The following is an 18016-nucleotide window of genomic DNA, read 5'->3' on the forward strand; positions in this document are numbered from 1 at the left end:
GAGGTCTACATGATGTCTATGTGGTACTTGACTCGGTCGAAGCGCTGCTCGGCCAGGTCTACTCGGCGGACCGACCAGTACGTTGTGGAGATGGGCGGCCCCCACTTCAGATCGTCGGTCATTTCGGCGATGGTGACCCATTCGGCATCGGGCATCGGGAGGTCTGGGAAGTGGGGCAGCGGAAGATCCTCGGGCCGGCGTGTGGCGGCGGCCGTTGCCATCTCGTGGGGGTTTCCTTCTCCGTCGAACAGTTCGATGTCGTCCGGCATGAGCCGCTCCAGGGGATGGCTCTGTACGACCGCGACGTGCCCGCCGAGTGCCAGTTGTCCGCAGTAGGGCCATGGCTCGTTGCCGATCTGGGCGCCGTGATATTTGTCGAACAGGTCTCGGGTTTCGCCGGTCAGTTGGAGGTATTCGGGGGACGCATGCTGGGGCATGGTCCACACGATCTCGGAGCGCAGCGGGAACCGCTCGGTCAGGAATGGCCGGAAGTCCTCGTGCGGCGCCCGTTCGGACGTCGGGGTCCCGGGCTGGATGTATACGATGCGCCCGCAGGTGTCCTCCTCGTCCGTGCTGAAGTCCGGTTGCTCGGCGTTGGCGAAGAACAACAGGGTGCCGTTGTGGGGGAACGGGAAGTCCAGCACGTCCGGAGGCAGCGCACCGCAGTCGACGGACGCGATGAAATGGGGAAATCCGTTCCACTCGACGTTGTCGGGAAGTAACGGGTTGCCACCGACGAAACCGACGATCGGCGCGGTTGCCGCCGCGGGTCCGCTGCCGAATCGGAAGTCGCCGTCGCGATGCAGGACAACTCGGGGGCGGGCCAGTTGCAGCATCCAATTGGTGACCGGTTCGGGAATACCGAGTTCCTGTGCCTTCCTCAGATAACCTCGCAAGGACTCGTTCGTGTACATGCGCAGGCGACTCCTTTGTCGGTTGGTGTGGCGCGGACCTCTCAGCTGACCGAACGGATCGGCAGTACCGTCACTGCTCCCGCCAGTCCGGCGGTGACGACGACGGCGTAGAGCCAGCGGTAGCCGGCCGTCTCGATCACGACCGATGCCAGCGCGGGCGCCAGCAGTTGGCCTCCGGCTTGGGCGATGTTGAGGATTCCGAGGTCCTTCCCGGCGTCCGTGACTCGCGGCAGGACCAGCGTCATCAGCGCCTGGTCGACCGCCATGTAGGCGCCGGTCGCGGCACCCGAGATGGCCAGCGCGATGAGCACCGCCGTTAGCGTCGGCGACATCATCGGAATGGCTGCCGAGGCGCCGATGACCAGCGACGACACCACGACCACGGGTTTCCGTCGGCCGGTACGGTCGGAGTACAGGCCGACCGGCACGATGGTGATCAGCAGTGCGATGACCATGACGGCGGCCGCCAGAGGGTAGACCGCCGCGGCCTTGTCCCGGCCGAGTCCTACATAGTCCTGCAGAATGTAGAGCAGGTAGGCGAAGACCGCCCAGGCGCCGCTGACCAGGAGTAGCCGGGACGCGAAGGCCCAGGCGAAGTCGGGATTGCGGCGGGGTGACACCCAGAGTTCGGCGAGCGTGTTCCGCAGGCCGTGCCATGGCGCGCGGGGCAGGTCGCGGGAGTCCCGACGCAATGACCAGGCCAAGGGTATGGCGCACAGCACGACGACGGTGAACAGCCGGTACCCGTCGGCGACATGATGCGCGAACCGGGCCGCGACAAAGGTGCCGGCCAGTGCTCCGAAGAAGATGCCGATGCCGGCGAGTGCCGAGAAGAGAGCCCGCGCATCGGTCGGTATGCGATCGGCGACGATCGCGCTCAGTGGTGCGGCCGTCATGGAGTAGAACGCCTGCACCAGCGCGCCCAGCACAATCATCGCGGCGATGGTGTCGGCGAAGCTGAGACCGGCGAACGCCGCCGACAGCCCGGTGACACCGCCGACGATCCAGGGCACCCGCCGGCCCCGAGAGGTCCGGGTGCGATCCGAGAGCATTCCGAACGCCGGCTGGGCGGCCAACCCGACCGCGGCGGCGGCGGTCGTCACGAGGCCCAGGTTGACCACTTTGCGCGCGGGGTCGATCAGTTCGACGTGCAGGGGGATCAAGTAGTTCGCGATGGCGCCGTTGGCTACGTTGACCACTAGGTGGACGCCGACGAAGGAGATCATCAGTCCGGACAGATCGGACCGGCGCATCTCAGACGCGGTCATCGTCCGGCCTGCCATGCCTCTGCCACGCCTTCCGCTCATCCCCGGCGAGGTCGTCCACTGCTGCGCTGACGGCGGCGAACCGCATGGTGATTCGCCGGTCCAGATCGTAGGCGGGCCAGCCAGGAACTCCGTCGGTCACGAAACCGACCCAGGCGCCGTGCATGCTCGCGGCAAGCGACGGCGGCGGTTCGGGGCCGAGGATTTCGGCCCCGATCGGCGCGTAGGAGCCGAAGCCGGCCAGGTCGTCGTAAACGAACGGCACCTCAATTCCGTGGTCGGCGCCCATCCCGGCCGGCAACGCTGGTGATTCCCAGTCGAATTGGTAGAGGAAGCCCTTCCCCTGGTGGGCTTCGAGTAGCTGGATGGTCGGCATCCGGAAGTTTTGGTCGGTGAGCGCGGCGGTGACCAACTCGGCGGTCCGGGTGATGCGGCGCGGCCCCGCCCGATAGACGGTCAGTACGTCCTGTCCGATGCCCAACAGCGCGAGGCCCTGTTCGATCCACTCTTCCGGCGGGTCCACGTCGAGCAGGCCGGCGTCCCGGACGACACCGAAGGCGTCGTCCCGGTTCGTCCCAGCTAGCGTGGCAACATCGGCGCCCGCTCCTCCGCTCAGGGCATCGAGGACGGGCCGGGGCAGCGTCTCGGTCCCGTGCACGCCAAGAAAAGGAAGGGAGGGACGGAACACGACCCAGTTCGACATCTGAACGGACTCGGTGAGCATCTGCGTGGTTACCTCACGCAGCCGGTTCAGCTCTACATCGGCGAACGCGTCCGCCGTCGGTGGAACGCCCAGCGCGGCAGCGGTTCGCACTGTTACCCGCCGGGCCGCGTCCACCGAGACGGACGCATCGAGGATTCCGCTCTGACAGATTGCCCGTTTGAACAGGCCGCGCGCCGCCGGAGCAGCCAGCAGGTACGCGACGCTGATCGCGCCGGCCGACTGACCGGCAACGGTGACACGACCGGTGTCGCCGCCGAAGACGGAGATGTTCTCCTGAACCCACCGTAAGGCGGCGATCTGGTCACGCAGGCCGAGGTTGTCCGGCGCGTCGTCGAAAGCGCACCATCCGTCGATGCCGAGCCGGTAGTTGACGGATACATGCACGATGCCGTCGCGGGCGAAGCTGGCGCCCCGGAACACCGGCGCGCTGCCGGTGCCGGTGATGAACCCGCCGCCATGGATCCACACCATCACCGGGTGCGGAGCCAGATCGGGCGTCGGCGCCCAGATGTCCAACGTGAGGCAGTCCTCACCCTGAACCGTCGGATTGACCAGCCGATCCCACGGATCAGCACGCCGCCACGGTTGCGGCGCTCCATGGCCGGCACGGGTGCAGTCGCGCACGTCGCGCCACGGCCGCGGTGCCGCAGGCGCCCGCAGCCGCAACTCACCGAACGGAGCCTCGGCGTAGGGGACAGCGTGAAACCGCACGTACCCGTTGCCGCGGACTCCTGCGACGCTTCCGTAGTTCGTCGCAACCCTCACGGCGTCCATCAATTGCAGATTAACTTGTGAGGCATCACGTGGGCAAGATCCTGCAATGTGCGGATGCACAACTCATGTGGGAATTAACTTTGTGGTCGGGGTGGGCGCGGCGTGGGCTGGCGGTGACCGTATCGAGCGTGGGCCGCAGGACCCCTCTCGCGGGCCGGGCGGCCTCCCTTGGTCGACACGGACACCCAGTGCCCGGTCCACCGGATCCACGACCAGCGTCACCACTCCTCGCTTGATCATCCGGTCGGCGGGGAAGGTCGACTCGGCATGTTGCGAAGCAGCCGCTCGGCCATCACGCCGGCCGGAGACGCCACGGTTTCCGCTTCAGATCCGACTCACCCGTGGTGGCCAGCCCACCGGGCCCCGACGGGCGACGACCGGCTCTGCGGGATGCCGCTCGCCGCCCCCGTCCGCCGACACCCGTAGCGGCTGGCCCTTCACGGGGATTCGCAGGGTTGTCCGTTGCGCAGCCCGGGAGCCAGCGATCCGTAAGTTAATCGCGGTACGCAAATGAACACCAAGACACGACCGTTTCATGCGCAGATGTTAATCATGGCTTGACTCATGACGATTCGCCGTTCACGCTACCAAGGGCCTCCTGACCCGAGCTGTGACGCCGCCGGCGTCCAGCTCCCGAAGAGACAGGTCCCTAGACCGATGCCTGTACGTGCCCGTGCTCTCGCCGGAGTCTGCGCCGTCCTGCTGGCCGGTGGGGTGCTCGTCCCCGCCTTTCCCGCGGCCGCCGCCGTGGATCCGCCACGCGCGCTGCCCGAGAGCGCCACCGCGAACGACAAGAAATGGCAGCCCGCCCTCGACTTCGACACCGACAGTTGCTACAACGTCGCGGCCATCGGTCCGGACGGCACTATCTCTCAAGGCCTCCCGTACAAGGACGTCGGGGCGTCCTCGGACTGCCGAGATCAGTCCGATCTGGACAACACCAACGTGTACGCGCGGCAACGGTGCAACTCCGGCTGGTGTGTCTACCTCTACGACTACTACTTCGAGAAGGACGTCGCGACCCCCAACTGTGACTGCAGCGCCGGCCACACTCACGACTGGGAACACATCGCTGTCTGGGTCCAGAACGACCAAGCCAAGTGGGTGTCCGCGTCGGCGCACGGCGAGTATGACGTTCGAATGGCCGACGACATCCTGTGGGAGGAAACCCACCCGAAGATCGTGTATCACAAGTCGGCCGGCAGCACCCATGCCTTCCGCTTCGCCAGCGCCAATGACGAGCCGCCGGAGAACCACTACCACAACTGGCGGGTCGCGCCGTTGGTCTCCTACAACGGCTTCCCCGACGGACTCCGTGATTCGCTGTTCGGGCACAGTTTCGGTAGTGCCACGATCGCCATCAAAGACGCGACTTTCGCCGGCAACCTGGCCAGGGCCAGACCATACTCCAGTCTTTGCGACCCTGAGAATCCTGGCTGTGGAGAACGCCAACCAGTGTTCCCGTTCGACGAAGGGCGCGACGAGAACTCGCCCGGCAATCCGAATCCGCAGAAGCCAGGGAGCCCTTCGGCCGACCCCAGCGTGATCCGGGTGGGTAACACCTACTACTCGGTCGAGTCCTTCGGCGGCGCCATCTGGTCGCGGACGGCCTCGAGCAATGCCGGTCTGCTCACCGCCACCCCGAAGATGATCTGGCGGGATCCGGGTCTGGGCGCGATCTGGGCGCCGGAACTGGTGAAACTCGACGGGCGGTACTACGTGTACTTCTCCGCGCGTCCGGACGACGGGCACCGCATGTACGTGATCAGCTCGGCGTCGCCGGACACCGGCTACGGCACCGAGCAGAAGCTCAACCTCCCCGAGGATCGGTGGGCGATCGACGGTACCGCGTTCACCTACGACAACCAGCTCTGGTTCACCTGGTCAGGCTGGGCGGAGAAGGTCAACGACGAGCAGAACATCTACATCGCCCGGATGAGCGACCCGACCACCCCGACCGGCGCGCGCTACCTTATCTCCCAGCCGCGTGAGCCGTGGGAGAGGGTCGCCGCGACGGACACACCGCTGATCAACGAGGCACCCGAGCCGATCAAGGACCCGAACGGGCAGCTGCACATCACGTATTCGGCGAACGGGTCGTGGGGCGAGAACTACTGCATCGGAGACCTGCGGCTCAAGGCCGGCGGTGACCCGACCTACGTGTGGGACTGGTACAAGTCCAACGGGTGCCTGATGGGCTCCAACCGGGGCGCGATGCTGGGCACCTGGCCCGTCAACCAGAGCATCAACGGACCCGGTCACCACAGCTTCGTGCTGCTCGACGGAGACATCGACACCAGCCCGCCGGCTGGGCAGAAGTTCCCCCTGATGTACCACGGTGTCCCAAAGGGCACCACCTACAACTGGGAGAACCGCCGCTGGCAGGCCGGAGCGTTCGGCTTCTACCCGAACATCACCTACGGCCGGGCCAACGTGCCCGGCGACAACATGAACACCGGATACAGCCTCGGTTTCTTCGAGGACCCGAACGGCGCGCTCCCACCGGCGCCGACGACCGGTGCGCCCGGCCAGACCTCGATCCGCAACCAGGACCCGAGCGTCATCCGGGTCGACAGCACGTACTACTCGGTCGAGTCCGACGGCACCAACATCTACTCCCGGTCGGCACCGGACTGGACGGCGCTGCAGAACGCGCCCAGGAAGCTGATCTGGTCGCGGCCGTGGAACATGCCCAACCTCTGGGCCCCGGACCTCGTCAAGCTGAACAACGGCACCTTCGTCGTCTACTTCGCCTCGGGCGGTGGAGCAGGCAGCAGCACCCAACGGATGTACTACACGTTCTCCAACAGCCCGGACTCCGGCTACAGCGACCCGAAACAACTGAGCCTGCCGGACAACAGGTTCGCAGTCGACGGCACCGCGTTCTATTTCGGCGGCAAGCAGTGGTTTGTCTGGTCCGGCTGGGAAGGCGACAGCAACGACGAGCAGAACATCTACCTCGCCGAGATGTCCGGGCCGTTCGACGTGACGGGCCCCCGGAAAATCATCTCGCAAGCCCGCGAGCCGTGGGAACGGGTCGCGGGCGGCAACGGCTACCCCTACATCAACGAAGCCCCACAACCCCTCAAGGACCCCAGCGGTCAACTCCACATCGTGTACTCGGCGAACGGCTCATGGTCGGACCAGTACTGCCTGGCCGATCTGCGACTCAAAGCCGGCGGCGACCCGATGTACGTCTGGGACTGGTACAAATCAAACGGCTGCCTCTTCGGATCGAACCAGACCAATATGATGCCCGGCTGGGACGCAACCCTGTATGTCGACGGGCCCGGACACAACAGCTTCGTGCTGCTGGATGGTGACATCAACACCAGCCCGCCAGCCGGCCCGAAATTCCCGCTGTACTTCCACGCGGTGCCCAAGGGCACACAGTACGACTGGAACAACAGGCTCTGGTTCCACGGCACCTTCTGCTGGTGGGGGGACACCAATTACCACCGCGACAACGTCCCCGGCGACAACGACAACCAGGGCTGGAGCCTGAAGTTCTTCGAGTAACCCGATGACGGGTTGTGTGCCGCGGGTGGTGAGGTTGGGTGCCGCCGCCGGTCCACATCGGCGGCGGCCCCCAGGGGAGGCGAAGGTTGGTCAGGTTCGCGCGTGTTCGGCGGAGACGGGTGGGCGGGTTCGTGCGTCGTCGAGTTGGTGACGCAACTTTTCACCTTCGACGTCCACATTGGGCAGTATGCTGTCGAGCCAGCGTGGCAGCCACCATGCGTGCCGGCCGAGCAGCGCCATCACGGCGGGCACGATCGTCATGCGTACGACGAACGCGTCGAAGAGGATCGCCGCTGCAAGTGCGAAGCCGATAGACTTGATCAGCGCCTCGTCTGACAGGATGAACCCGGCGAAGACGCTGATCATGATGATCGCCGCCGCGGTGACCACGCGGGCGCCGTGGCCGAAGCCGTTGACTACCGCCTCGGTGGGTTTGGCGCCCTGCACGTGCTCCTCGCGCATACGGCTGACGAGGAAGACTTCGTAGTCCATGGCGAGACCGAAGACGATGCCGATGAGCAGCACAGGCAGCAGCGACATGATCGGTGCGGTCTCCTCCACGCCGAACAGGCCGGCCAACCAGCCCCACTGGAAGACGGCGACCACCGCGCCGAATGTGGCAACCACCGAGAGCAGGAACCCGAGGGCGGCCTTGAGTGGCACGACGAGCGACCGGAACATCAACGCAAGCAGGATGAACGCGAGACTGACGACCACCGCGAGGTAGGGCGCGAGGGCGCCTCCCATCTTGTCGGACACGTCGATGTTGATAGCTGTCTGCCCGGTGACGGACAGCTCACCGCTCAGTGCGTCGTCGGTGTCGCGGATCGCGGCGACGAGATCCTCCGTACCGACACTATTCGGCGCGCTGGCCGGCGTGACCGCCAGCAGCGCAGTATCGCCGGCCGGGTTGAGTACCGGTGGCGCGACGGCGGCCACGTCGGGCAGGGCCTTGATGGTCTCGGCCGCCTCGGCGGCCGCGGCCTGCGCGTCCGGGGCGCTGACGACGACAGTGAGCGGGCCGTTGAAACCCGGGCCGAAGCCCTCGCTAAGCAGGTCGTATGCCTTGCGCTGGGTGGTGTCCGGCGAGGCGGTGCCGTCATCTGGCAAGCCGAGGCGCAGGCTCAGCGCGGGCACCGCGATGACCAGAAGAGCAAGCACGGCCACCGCCATCACCGCCGCGGGCCGTCGAGTGACGAAATGGGCCCATCGGGTACCAGTGCTGGGTTTGCCGTTTCCGGTGGTTTCCGGGTCGCGGGCGCGCCGGCCCATGATCCGCCGTCCAGCGAAGCCGAGCAGCGCAGGCAGCAACGTAAGCGCGATGAGCACGGCAACGGCCACTGTGGACGCCGCGGCGATGCCCATCTGAGTGAGTACTGGGATGTTGACGACCGCGAGCGCGGACAGTGCGATCATGACGGTGAGACCGGCAAACACCACGGCGGAACCGGCGGTGCCGCCGGCACGGCCGACTGCCTCCTCAGGCTCGCGGCCGAGGGAGAGCTCATGCCGGTACCGGGACACGATGAACAATGCGTAGTCGATGGCGACCGCCAGACCGAGCATCAGCGCGAGCACCGACGTGTTGGACGAAAGCTCGACGAAGCCGCTGGCCGCTGTGATGCCGCAAACCCCGATGCCGATGCCGATGATCGCGGTGAGCAGTGGCAGCCCGGCGGCGATCAGTGACCCGAACGTAATGAAAAGCACGACGGCGGCGACCAGCACGCCGATGACCTCGGTGGCCGAGTTGCCGGGGGCAGCCTGGAGCGCGTCGCCGCCGATCTCGACAGTCAGCCCTGCGGCTCGGGCCTCGTCGGCGACGGCGGTCAGCGCGTCCCGAGCGTCGTCGGTGATGGCAATGCTCGCCACGGTGTAGGTGACCTGGCTGTACGCGACGGTGCCGGCCTGGTTGACGCCGCCGGCCGTGAACGGGTCGGTGACCGCGGCAACCTGGGGTGCGCCTTTCAGCGCCGCAACGGTCTGGACAATCGTGTCGCGGCTGGCCTGGTCAGTCAGGGTTGCGCCCGACGGGGCGACGAACACCACGCGTGCCGTCGCCCCGCCAGCATTGGCCTGGGGGAACTTCTCGCCGAGCAGATCGATGGCCTTCTGCGACTCGGTGCCGGGTATCGAGAACGAACTGGACGTCTGACCAGACAGCGTCGCCGCGCCAACCCCGAACACGGCCAGCAACACCAGCCAAAGGGCTAGCACCCGTCGCCGGCGCCGGTAGGAGAACCGCGCTAGGCGGTATAAATAGGTAGCCATCGGACTTTTCTCCCTATCGAAGGCGTGCTTGATCGAGCCGCGAGCGATTGCTCGCCACGGGCGAAGGAGTTATGCGATTAGTTCCGTTTGAAGACGATTATTGCCGTCTTGCCTCTATCAATGCGGACGGATCCGGCAGGCCGGCCCGGAACTGGTCGAAGGCCTCATCCAGCAGGTCGGCGAGGTCGCGGTCAGTCTTGCCCACCCGCCACAGGTTCACCGCCGCGGTAACAGCCGCGTGGAGTGCGGCGCCGATCAGGTGCGGGTACAGGTCGCGGTCAGGGTCAGTGCCGGTCCGCTCAGCCACGACGCCGGCGAGCGCGCGTCCGGCCTCTTCTCGCATCGCGTCATGACGGACGGCCAACGCAGGGCTCCTCTCCATCAGCCGCACGACCGCCACCATCAGGTCGGTGGTGTCGGGCCGTTCCCGCGCCAAGCCGACGATCACCTGCCGCACGGCCTCCCACACCGGCTCCCCCACGGGCAGGGCACGCATGGCGGCCAGCATCTCACCGCCGAACTCCGCCATGCCGGCGAAGATCGCCTCTTCCTTGTTCGCGAAGTAGTTGTGGAAGGTGCGCGGCGACACCCCGGCCGCTTCGGCGATCGCGTCCGAGGTCACGTGCTCCACGCCACGCTCACAGGCCAGCCGGATCGCTGCCTCGCTCAGCGCGGCGCGGGTCGCCGCCTTCTTCCGTTCCCGCAGCCCGATGGTGCTCACATTGCCGAAGATAGCAAACTTGCTGAACACTGCAACTTTCCTGAGAGGCGTCACAGCCAACTGCCGCAGCGTGTGCCCGCAAAGGCTTACCTGATGCCGCGCGGCCTGCTGGAGTGGGCCGGGGCAGTGACTAAAGCAGGGCGGTCAGCAGCGCCCGATCAGCGGGCCGGAACCGGACCCGCCGATCGCCGAGTTGGCGCGGCAGCACCGCAAATTGGTGGCGCGGCGTTCTACCATCTGTTCGTTCGGGTCGCCGCGGGTCGGCATGTCATGGGGTCGGCGACACCATCGACCTGCGCGCCCAACACCGAGATCCTGCCCACCCTCACCGACGCCAGCGATGACCTGCGCACGCTGGGCGACCTTGGCCACGACGGCGAGTCCGACACCATCCCGTGGCGTTCACCCCAAAGGCGGCCACCTCGCCGTCCTATGGCAGCAGCTGAACAGGCCCAAGACAGCGTCCGGGCGATCGGCGAACGCGGCAACCGCTGCTGACGATGACGTTCAAAGCGAGTTCCCAGGCTGCGCGTGGCAGCGGGAGGCTCAGTTGGCGGTGTTGGTGCCGCGGAGCCGGACACCGAACCGCCGGACAAAGTTCACTGGCAGAAACCCCAGCTTGCACGTCCTTCAGTGGCACGGACAACTTCGTTGGCAAAGGACAATCTGCACTGCTCTGCTACCTCACGTCCGTGACACCATCCGTATAACTACGGATTTCTTCCAGGCCGGTCACGTCGCAAGCTGGCAGACATGGCCCAATCCGCTACCCAATTGGTCGTGTTGGCCGAGCGGGACTACTGCTTCGGCAGAGGTCAACTCACCTTACGGATCGGTCGGGTCGACTACGCCCACCCGGTCCGCTACGACAACGACATTTTCTACCGGGTCCACGGAGTGCAGGTCGGCTGGACCGGTGCCGATATCGCCGAGCGCGAGGTGCTGGTTCGTGCCCGCCTGCTGCCCCGTCCTGACCGCTAAACGCGCGCCACGTCTCCGTATTTGTCCGGTACCCGGCCGGCGACCAGACTCTGGAGGGTGTCGGTGTGCATGAAGTGACCGTCCACCAGCTCGCGACGGCGAATGCCTGGCTGAGACACAACGGCAGCGTGCTGTTCTTCGGATCGCACACCGCCACGGACACTGGCGTCGTTGACGCTCTGGTCGACTGCGTCGACGGTCGGCGGGTACTCATCCGTCGCAACGACCACACCGATCCGCAGCGTCGGCTCGGCGCGTTGACCGCGCTGTTCTCCACAGTGGATGAGGCGGAGGCGGCCACCCTCCCGCCCGAACACCGCCGGCTGCTGACGGAATCGATCTTCCGTTCACCCGCCGCGGCCGTGCCGTCCGCCGCGGTGTTGGGACCGGCCGTGCTGAGCCTTCTGCGGGCGCTGAGCAGATCGACGCCGCCGTTGCTGGTTGTCGAGGCGGTGCACCGGTTGGATGACGACACGCGCTGCGTGCTGGAGTACATGGCGGAGGAGGCGCGCGGATCGCTGGTCCGCATGATCGCCGTGGAGGAGGTGCCCGGCCCGGGCGGACCGCGGGGCTATGCGATCTGCCCGTCGCCGCTGGTGATCATCGGTCTCGGCCCGTCGTTCGGCTCACTCTCACCGAACTAGAGCTGGTGGGTCTGTTGCGCCGCAGCCCAGGCGGCGGCCTGGCTACGGCTGGCGAAGCCGAGCTTGGCCAGGATGTTTTCCACGTGGCTCTCGGCCGTCCGCTGGGAGATCACCAGTGTGCTGGCGATCTCCTTGTTCGACAGGCCCTGCGTCAGGAGGTCGGCGACCTGGCGCTCCCGGCGGGTCAGCGGCGTCGACCGGTCCGCGGGTGGTGGTGGCGTCGGTCGCCGGTATTCGTCGAGGGCATAGGCGATCGCGTCGTTGTAGGACATCGCCCGGCCGTGGGTGAACGCCTCGGCGAACGTCGTGTCGCTGAGGCCGGCCCGGGCCTGCCGCTGCGCTGCCTCGTGCGGGCCGGCGAGAAAGGTGAACCTGGCCACCGATGCGCCGATCTCGACCCACAGCGTGTCAGCGGCGCCGAGCAGCGTGGCGGCACGGCGGTACTGCCGCAGGCTGGCGACGGCGCCGGCCATCACCTCGATGCCTTGGACAGCGCCGTACCGATCGGTCGATCCCGGCGGCCGGTGGAGCCGCAGGCTCGCCTCCACCAGGGCGACGACGTCAGTCATCCGTCCCTGCCGCCACGCTGACAGCGCCTGCGCCCGGAGGGCGTACGACCGGAGGCGATGCTCTCCGCGTGGCTCGGTGATCGCCAGGACCTCGCGGAAACACGCATCGGCCCGGTCGTGGTCGCCGGCCATCCCGGTGACCATCCCGAGAGCGATCAGCTGACCGAGCCGCAGTTCGAGGTTGTGCACGGACCCACGTTGCGGCGCGGTCGACAGGATGTCGCGCGAGGCCTCAAGCGCCTCGATCGCGGCGGGCAGGTCCCCGTCGTGCAGCCGGAACTGCCCCCGCAGGAACACGGCCAGGGCAATTTCGGCGGTGGCGTCCAGCCGTCGGGCCAGGTCCTCACCCTCGTCTAGCAAGCGCGTGCCCAGCTCGGCCTGGTTCTGGGTCATCGTCATCTGACCGTCGAGCAGCAGCGCCCGCGCCCGCACGGCGGTCGGCGCGGTCGCCTGCGCCAGGGCGAGGTCGAGCCAGCGGCGGCCCTCGCCGAACATCCCGGTGGTCCACCAGTACAGCCCCGGCAGGTTCACCACCATCTCCAGGACCTCGTGGGCCTGGCCGGGCTCGGCCAGGCAATCATCGACGGCCGCGCGCAGGTTGGGGTGCTCGCGGTTCAGCCTGGCCATCCAGTACGCCTGCCGGCTGCTGATCCACTCCGCCTTGGCCCGCGCCACAAGCTGCTGATACCAGGCGCGGTGCCGGCGGCGGAACGCTTCCCGCTCACCAGCCTCGATCAGCTTGTCCGCGCCGAAGTCGCGAACCGTCTCCAGCATCCGGTACCGCGCCTGCTCGTCACCGTGGCTTCCATCGTGGCCATCGTCGTGGCCATCGTCGTCACGGCCGACAACGGACTTGTTCACCAGGCCCGCCAGCAGGTCCAGCACCTCGTCAACGGGCACCAGATCGTCGGTACAGATACCCTCGACCGCGTCGAGTTCGAACCCGCCGACGAAGACCGACAGACGCGCCCACAGCACCTGCTCCTGCTTGCCGCACAGGTCGAACGACCAGTCGACACATGCCCGCAGTGTCCGCTGCCGCGCCGGCGCGCCGCGGCTGCCTTGACGCAGCAGGATGAACCGGTCGCCGAGCCGATGGAGCAGCTGCTGCGGCGACAGCATCCGAATCCGGGCTGCCGCAAGTTCGATGGCCAGCGGCAGCCCATCGACGCGGTGACAGATCTCGGCCACCGCCGCCCGGTTGCCCGCGGTCAGCTCGAAGCCCGGCTTGACGGCCCGCGCCCGCGTCGTGAACAACGCCACCGCGTCGTACCGGCCGATCTCGTCGAGACTCTGTCCGCCACCCGACGCCGGGGCTGGCAACGGCCCCACCGCGAAAACGACCTCTCCGGAGATGGCCAGCGGCTCGCGGCTGGTGGCCATGACCCGCAACGTCGGGCAGGTGCGCAGCAACCCCATCACCAGGGCCGCGCACGCCGGCAGGAGATGCTCGCAGTTGTCCAGCACGAGCAGGGCCCGCCGGTGGGCGAGATAGTCGGTCAGCTGCCGCAACGACAGCCCTCCGCCACGATCCTCAAGCCCGAGCACGGCGGCGACCAGACCCGCCAACGCACCAGAGTGCTCGACCTCCTGGCTACCCAGCCCAGGATTGCGTAGCGCGGTCAGGTCCACGAACCAGCCGCCGTCCGCGAACGCCCGCCCCGCCCCAGCCGCCGCCCGCAGCGCCAGCCGGGTCTTGCCTATTCCGCCGACACCGATCAACGTCACCAGCCGGCTGTCTGCCAGCAGCCGGCTGACCTCGCGCAGCTCCGACCGGCGACCAACGAAGCTGGCCAACTCCACCGGAAGGTTCCCCGGGACGGCTCGACGAACCACCGGAGTCACACTACTCCGCACTACCCACACCGCAGCCGTCATCACCCGTCCGTGCACAACGACGCATCCACCGCCGCTTACCCCTAATTACTTCGACCTGAAAAAGTCTGTTGGGCGGGCTCGGGGTAGCGCATCGTCGATGCTGCTCTGGTGGCGGCTGGGTTAGCGGGTCTGGTCGGCTGCGAGGGTGGTGATTTTGACGAGGTTGTGGGCGAGGATGCCGTGTCCGCACCAGGTTCGGGCGCCGGTGAGGGTGGTCAGGCGGGTGCGGTGCCAGCCGTAGCGGTGTTTGAGGTGGCTGATGCGGCCTTCGCAGCCGGTGCGCCATTTGACGAGTCGGCCGAACGCTGGCCGTTGTTCATGTTTTCGGCGGCTGGTGCCGGTGGTGGCTTTGCGGGGGATGGCGACGTTTTGGACGCCGAGGTCATGGAGTCCGGTCTCGACGCGGGCTTCGCCGTAGCCCCGGTCTGCGGCCACCGCGCGGGGAACCCGGCCGGTGCGTTGGTGGATGCGGCCGATCGCCGGTTCCAGTTGCGGCGCGTCGGGCGGGTTGCCCTCCTCGACGGTGTGGTCCAGGACGATCCCGTCGACGTTGTCGAGGACCTGGGCCTTGTAGCCGAATTCGACCGGCCGGTCGACGCGGCCTTTGCGGATCGGTCGGGCGTGCGGGTCGTGCAGGCTCACCAGCCGGGTGGCCGAGTCGGGTTTGCCGCCGCCGAGGCGGATACGGGCCTGCGCGGCGACCTGGGCGGCGCGTTGCAGGAGGAGGTCGAGTTCGTCGATGGCCCGCCGCAGCCGGCCCTTGCGGTGTCCGGTGGTGCGGGGCAGGGCCCGGCGGGCGTTACGGACCACCGCGGCAGCTTCGGCGCTGGCCTGGTCGACCAGACGGGCCAGTTCGCCGGTGATGCGGGCCACGGTGGCCTGCGCCTCGTCGCGGGCCGCGGCGCCGCGCAGCCGTAGCTTGGAGGCGATCTCACGGACCCGGCGGGCGGCGGCCCGGCCACGGTCACGGAATCTCGTGCGGCTGGCCCCGCCGGCGGTCCTGATCCGCCGGACCAGCCGGCCGATCTTCACCACGGCGCAGGCGAGCAGGCCGGTGTCGGTCGGGTACTTCACGTTCGCCGACACCACGGTGGTGTCGGCGCGGACTTTTCCCGTCTTCACCACCCGGGCCTGCACCGCTGTGGTCAGCAGCGTCTCGTTCAGCTCGGCGACCGTCCGATCTCCGCATCGGGTGGTGATCTTCATCAGCGTGGTCGGGTGCGGGACGCGGCCGTCGATGTCGATGCGGCAGAACCGCCGCCACGAGATCGAGTCGGCCACCTCCGCGCACACCGACTCGTAGCCGAGCTGGTAGCGGTGCTTGAGGAACATGAGCCGCAGATAGGTTTCCATCGGCACCGACGGTCGCCCCAGCGTGGCCGAGAAGTGCGGCACGAACGGGGCGAAGAACCGCTCATCGTCCAGCCACGCATCGACGCGTTCCAGCTCTGCCGGCAGCCGCAGGCACACCTCCGGCAGGACCGACTCCCACAACGACGGCTGCACGTTCCGCGTCCGCAACATGACCGCAATCCCTTGCGCACCAACGACATCCTGTCGCCGTCCATGGTGACCGACCGGCCTGCCCGACAGCACCGGACACGCCGACAACCATCGATCTACTTTTTCAGGTCGAAGTAATTAGGGGCCGCAAGACCCGACCCCGTCGACGCCCACAGCGTGGCCGTGGCCGGCCTGCGCAGGCCGGATCAGGGTGCGGTCGCCGCCGATGACGCCACGGTCGCATTGAGGTTGCTGGTCGACCGCTGTGACGAACGGCCCGCAGCGTGTGCCCAGCACGGGTGCGGTCGCCGCGCTGGCAGGGGTGGCCCACCCAGCCGGAATGGCTGTCCCTCGTCGCCGCCCCCGTCCGGCGGGGCGTGGATGCCGGCGCCCCGGAGGACGGCCAACTGCAGGCGGTGTACGACGGATTGGCCTCGGCCCGACGGACCGGCGGCCGGCTGCGGGCGCCGCGCCATGATGAACCCTGAGCGCGCCCGCAGAGCCCGAGGCTCGTCTGTGGCTGCGGCCCGCGCTGCCGACCTTTCTGGCCGGGGCGCTGCGGGCCGAATCCTCGTCGTGCTCCACCTGATCACGCCAGGTTCGGCCGCCCGCAAGTCCCCCGTCCGGCAGGACAACGGACCGGACACCGCTGAGAGGGCGTTTTGTGAGGTTTCCGTAGTTCGTCATCGCTCGATGAAGTGATGTTGGGGCTGGTCCGGTGTCCCAGCGACATGTGTTCGCGTTGGCTGGTCGTGGGCAAGCGCAAGGCGTACCCGAGTGATCTGACCGATGATCAGTGGGCGGTCGTCGGTCCGTTCCTGGATGCATGGAAGGCGAAACACCCGTCGGTGTCGGGGCATCAGGGCCGCTATCCGCTTCGGGAGATCGTGAACGCGATCTTTTACCAGAACCGGACCGGGTGTCAGTGGGCGTATCTGCCGCACGATCTGCCGCCGAAATCGGCGACGTACTACTACTTCGCGTTGTGGCGCGACGACGGCACCGACCAGACGATCCACGACCTGCTGCGGTGCCAGGCCCGGGAGAAGGCCGGCCGGGCCGAGGACCCGACCGCGGTCGTGCTGGACAGCCAGTCCATCCGCGCGGCGAACCACATCCCCGCCGCGACGACCGGAAAAGACGCGGCGAAGAAGGTTCCGGGGCGCAAGCGCGGGCTCGCGGTGGACACCCTGGGCCTGATCATAGCCGTGGTGGTGATGGCCGCCTCGGCCACCGACAACCAGATCGGCGTGGCCCTGGTCGACCGGGTCGTCGCGCACACCCCGACCGTGACGAAGGCGTGGGTCGATGCCGGTTTCAAGGACGACGTCCAAATTCACGGTGCGGTCAACGGGATCGACGTCGAACAGGTCAAGCGTTCCGACACCCAGCCGGGGTTCGTGCCGGTGGCCAAGCGGTGGATCGTCGAACAGGTCCACGGCACGCTGATGCTGCAGCGCCGGCTCGTGCGCGAGTACGAGACCCGGCCGGCCTCCAGCGAGTCACGGACCTGGTGGGCGGCCACCGCGAACCTGGTCCGCCGGCTGACCGGCACGACCACCCCGTCCTGGCGCGAGCCGTTGAACGACAACGGATGAACCACGAGCAGGTCCTGGAACTGATCACCGCGCGGGAAGCCGTTGCCGCTACCCAGGCCGAGCAGTTACGCGTCCAGATCGCCGCGTTCACCGAGCAACTCGCTGTCGTCGACGCCGAGCTGGCCGACCTGGCGACGACGCGCGATACGCTGCTGCGACTCACCGGAACCACTACCAGCAACGCGGCGCCGACGGACGCGACCGTGGCAAGTCCGGCCTACCAGCAGATCCTCGCCGTGTTCGCCGCCACCAGCAATCCGTTACGCGCCAAGGACATCTGCGTCGCGCTCGGCACCGGCACCGCCGCGAAGAACACCGAAAGCCTGCGCGCCAAACTCAAAGCCTCGTCAACCGCGGCGTCCTTACCGAGCCCGAGTCCGGCCTGTTCGCCCTCGCCCAACCCGCGACCAGCAACCCTCACCCGACGCCGGAGCCATAACGGACATCGGCTCCCGAACCACCCTCTGAGTTGGCACGCAGGCGCGGGCGAAGTTCGCCGACGCACCGTGCATGCTCATCGTCGTCCACGCCATCGCCAGCGTCTCACGAAGGCCACCGCAGGTGCGGCAGCCGCCAAGCGGCTGGCGACCTCTTGCGGGTGGGTGAGTTGATCGTGCGCGATCGTTGGTGCCGTGGTGGCGATGCCGAGGCAGCG

Annotated in this window: 13 protein-coding genes; 6 read left to right on the forward strand and 7 right to left on the reverse strand. The window is 67.6% G+C overall.

The features are described from left to right. Positions 1 to 5: 5 nt before the first annotated feature. Genes Vau01_RS60970 through Vau01_RS60980 form a run of 3 tightly spaced genes read right to left on the reverse strand, consistent with a single transcriptional unit; the run spans position 6 to position 3677 of the window. Entirely contained in the window at positions 6 to 914 is a 909-nt protein-coding gene (locus tag Vau01_RS60970; protein ID WP_204014015.1) for a DUF1963 domain-containing protein, read from the reverse strand. A gap of 41 nt (positions 915 to 955) precedes the next feature. Next, the gene (locus tag Vau01_RS60975; RefSeq protein ID WP_204014018.1) at positions 956 to 2182 is read right to left on the reverse strand and encodes an MFS transporter; all 1227 of its coding nucleotides are present in this window, start codon (positions 2180 to 2182) and stop codon (positions 956 to 958) included. Beyond that, on the reverse strand, positions 2169 to 3677 hold the full coding sequence (locus tag Vau01_RS60980) for a carboxylesterase/lipase family protein (RefSeq protein ID WP_204014021.1): 1509 nt from the start codon (positions 3675 to 3677) through the stop codon (positions 2169 to 2171). The genes Vau01_RS60975 and Vau01_RS60980 overlap by 14 nt, the downstream gene beginning before the upstream one ends. Positions 3678 to 4334: 657 nt before the next feature. Here Vau01_RS60980 and Vau01_RS64385 point away from each other — a divergent pair. After that, entirely contained in the window at positions 4335 to 7196 is a 2862-nt protein-coding gene (locus Vau01_RS64385; RefSeq protein ID WP_239153080.1) for a family 43 glycosylhydrolase, read from the forward strand. A gap of 90 nt (positions 7197 to 7286) precedes the next feature. On the opposite strand, the gene Vau01_RS60995 is transcribed toward Vau01_RS64385, so the two are convergent. After that, the gene (locus tag Vau01_RS60995) at positions 7287 to 9467 is read right to left on the reverse strand and encodes an MMPL family transporter (protein WP_204014024.1); all 2181 of its coding nucleotides are present in this window, start codon (positions 9465 to 9467) and stop codon (positions 7287 to 7289) included. A gap of 97 nt (positions 9468 to 9564) precedes the next feature. After that, positions 9565 to 10218 (reverse strand): TetR/AcrR family transcriptional regulator, encoded by a 654-nt coding sequence (locus tag Vau01_RS61000; RefSeq protein WP_204014027.1) that lies wholly within the window; start codon positions 10216 to 10218, stop codon positions 9565 to 9567. A 63-nt stretch (positions 10219 to 10281) separates the two neighbouring features. On the opposite strand from Vau01_RS61000, the gene Vau01_RS61005 reads away from it, so the two are divergent. The 3 genes from Vau01_RS61005 (at position 10282) to Vau01_RS61015 (ending at position 11813) form a co-directional block, all read left to right on the forward strand. Next, the gene (locus Vau01_RS61005) at positions 10282 to 10686 is read left to right on the forward strand and encodes a hypothetical protein (protein ID WP_204014030.1); all 405 of its coding nucleotides are present in this window, start codon (positions 10282 to 10284) and stop codon (positions 10684 to 10686) included. A gap of 255 nt (positions 10687 to 10941) precedes the next feature. Continuing rightward, the gene (locus tag Vau01_RS61010) at positions 10942 to 11169 is read left to right on the forward strand and encodes a hypothetical protein (RefSeq protein ID WP_204014033.1); all 228 of its coding nucleotides are present in this window, start codon (positions 10942 to 10944) and stop codon (positions 11167 to 11169) included. Positions 11170 to 11234: 65 nt separating this feature from the next. Beyond that, entirely contained in the window at positions 11235 to 11813 is a 579-nt protein-coding gene (locus Vau01_RS61015; protein WP_204014036.1) for a hypothetical protein, read from the forward strand. Here the strand turns inward: Vau01_RS61015 and Vau01_RS61020 are convergent. Together Vau01_RS61020 and Vau01_RS61025 are read right to left on the reverse strand one after the other, a co-directional pair. Then, on the reverse strand, positions 11810 to 14218 hold the full coding sequence (locus Vau01_RS61020) for an ATP-binding protein (RefSeq protein ID WP_204014039.1): 2409 nt from the start codon (positions 14216 to 14218) through the stop codon (positions 11810 to 11812). The genes Vau01_RS61015 and Vau01_RS61020 overlap by 4 nt on opposite strands. 162 nt (positions 14219 to 14380) lie before the next feature. Continuing rightward, positions 14381 to 15784 carry an ISNCY family transposase gene (locus Vau01_RS61025; RefSeq protein WP_204014041.1) on the reverse strand — a complete coding sequence of 468 codons (1404 nt, stop codon included), beginning with the start codon at positions 15782 to 15784 and terminating at the stop codon, positions 14381 to 14383. A 731-nt stretch (positions 15785 to 16515) separates the two neighbouring features. On the opposite strand from Vau01_RS61025, the gene Vau01_RS61030 reads away from it, so the two are divergent. Together Vau01_RS61030 and Vau01_RS61035 are read left to right on the forward strand one after the other, a co-directional pair. Next, positions 16516 to 17361: an IS5 family transposase gene (locus tag Vau01_RS61030; RefSeq protein WP_204014050.1), complete on the forward strand. Its 846-nt coding sequence runs from the start codon at positions 16516 to 16518 to the stop codon at positions 17359 to 17361. Further along, entirely contained in the window at positions 17358 to 17972 is a 615-nt protein-coding gene (locus Vau01_RS61035) for a hypothetical protein (protein WP_239153082.1), read from the forward strand. The genes Vau01_RS61030 and Vau01_RS61035 overlap by 4 nt, the downstream gene beginning before the upstream one ends. The last annotated feature ends 44 nt before the right edge of the window (positions 17973 to 18016 follow it).

Source organism: Virgisporangium aurantiacum, assembly GCF_016863635.1.
GTDB lineage: Bacteria > Actinomycetota > Actinomycetes > Mycobacteriales > Micromonosporaceae > Virgisporangium > Virgisporangium aurantiacum.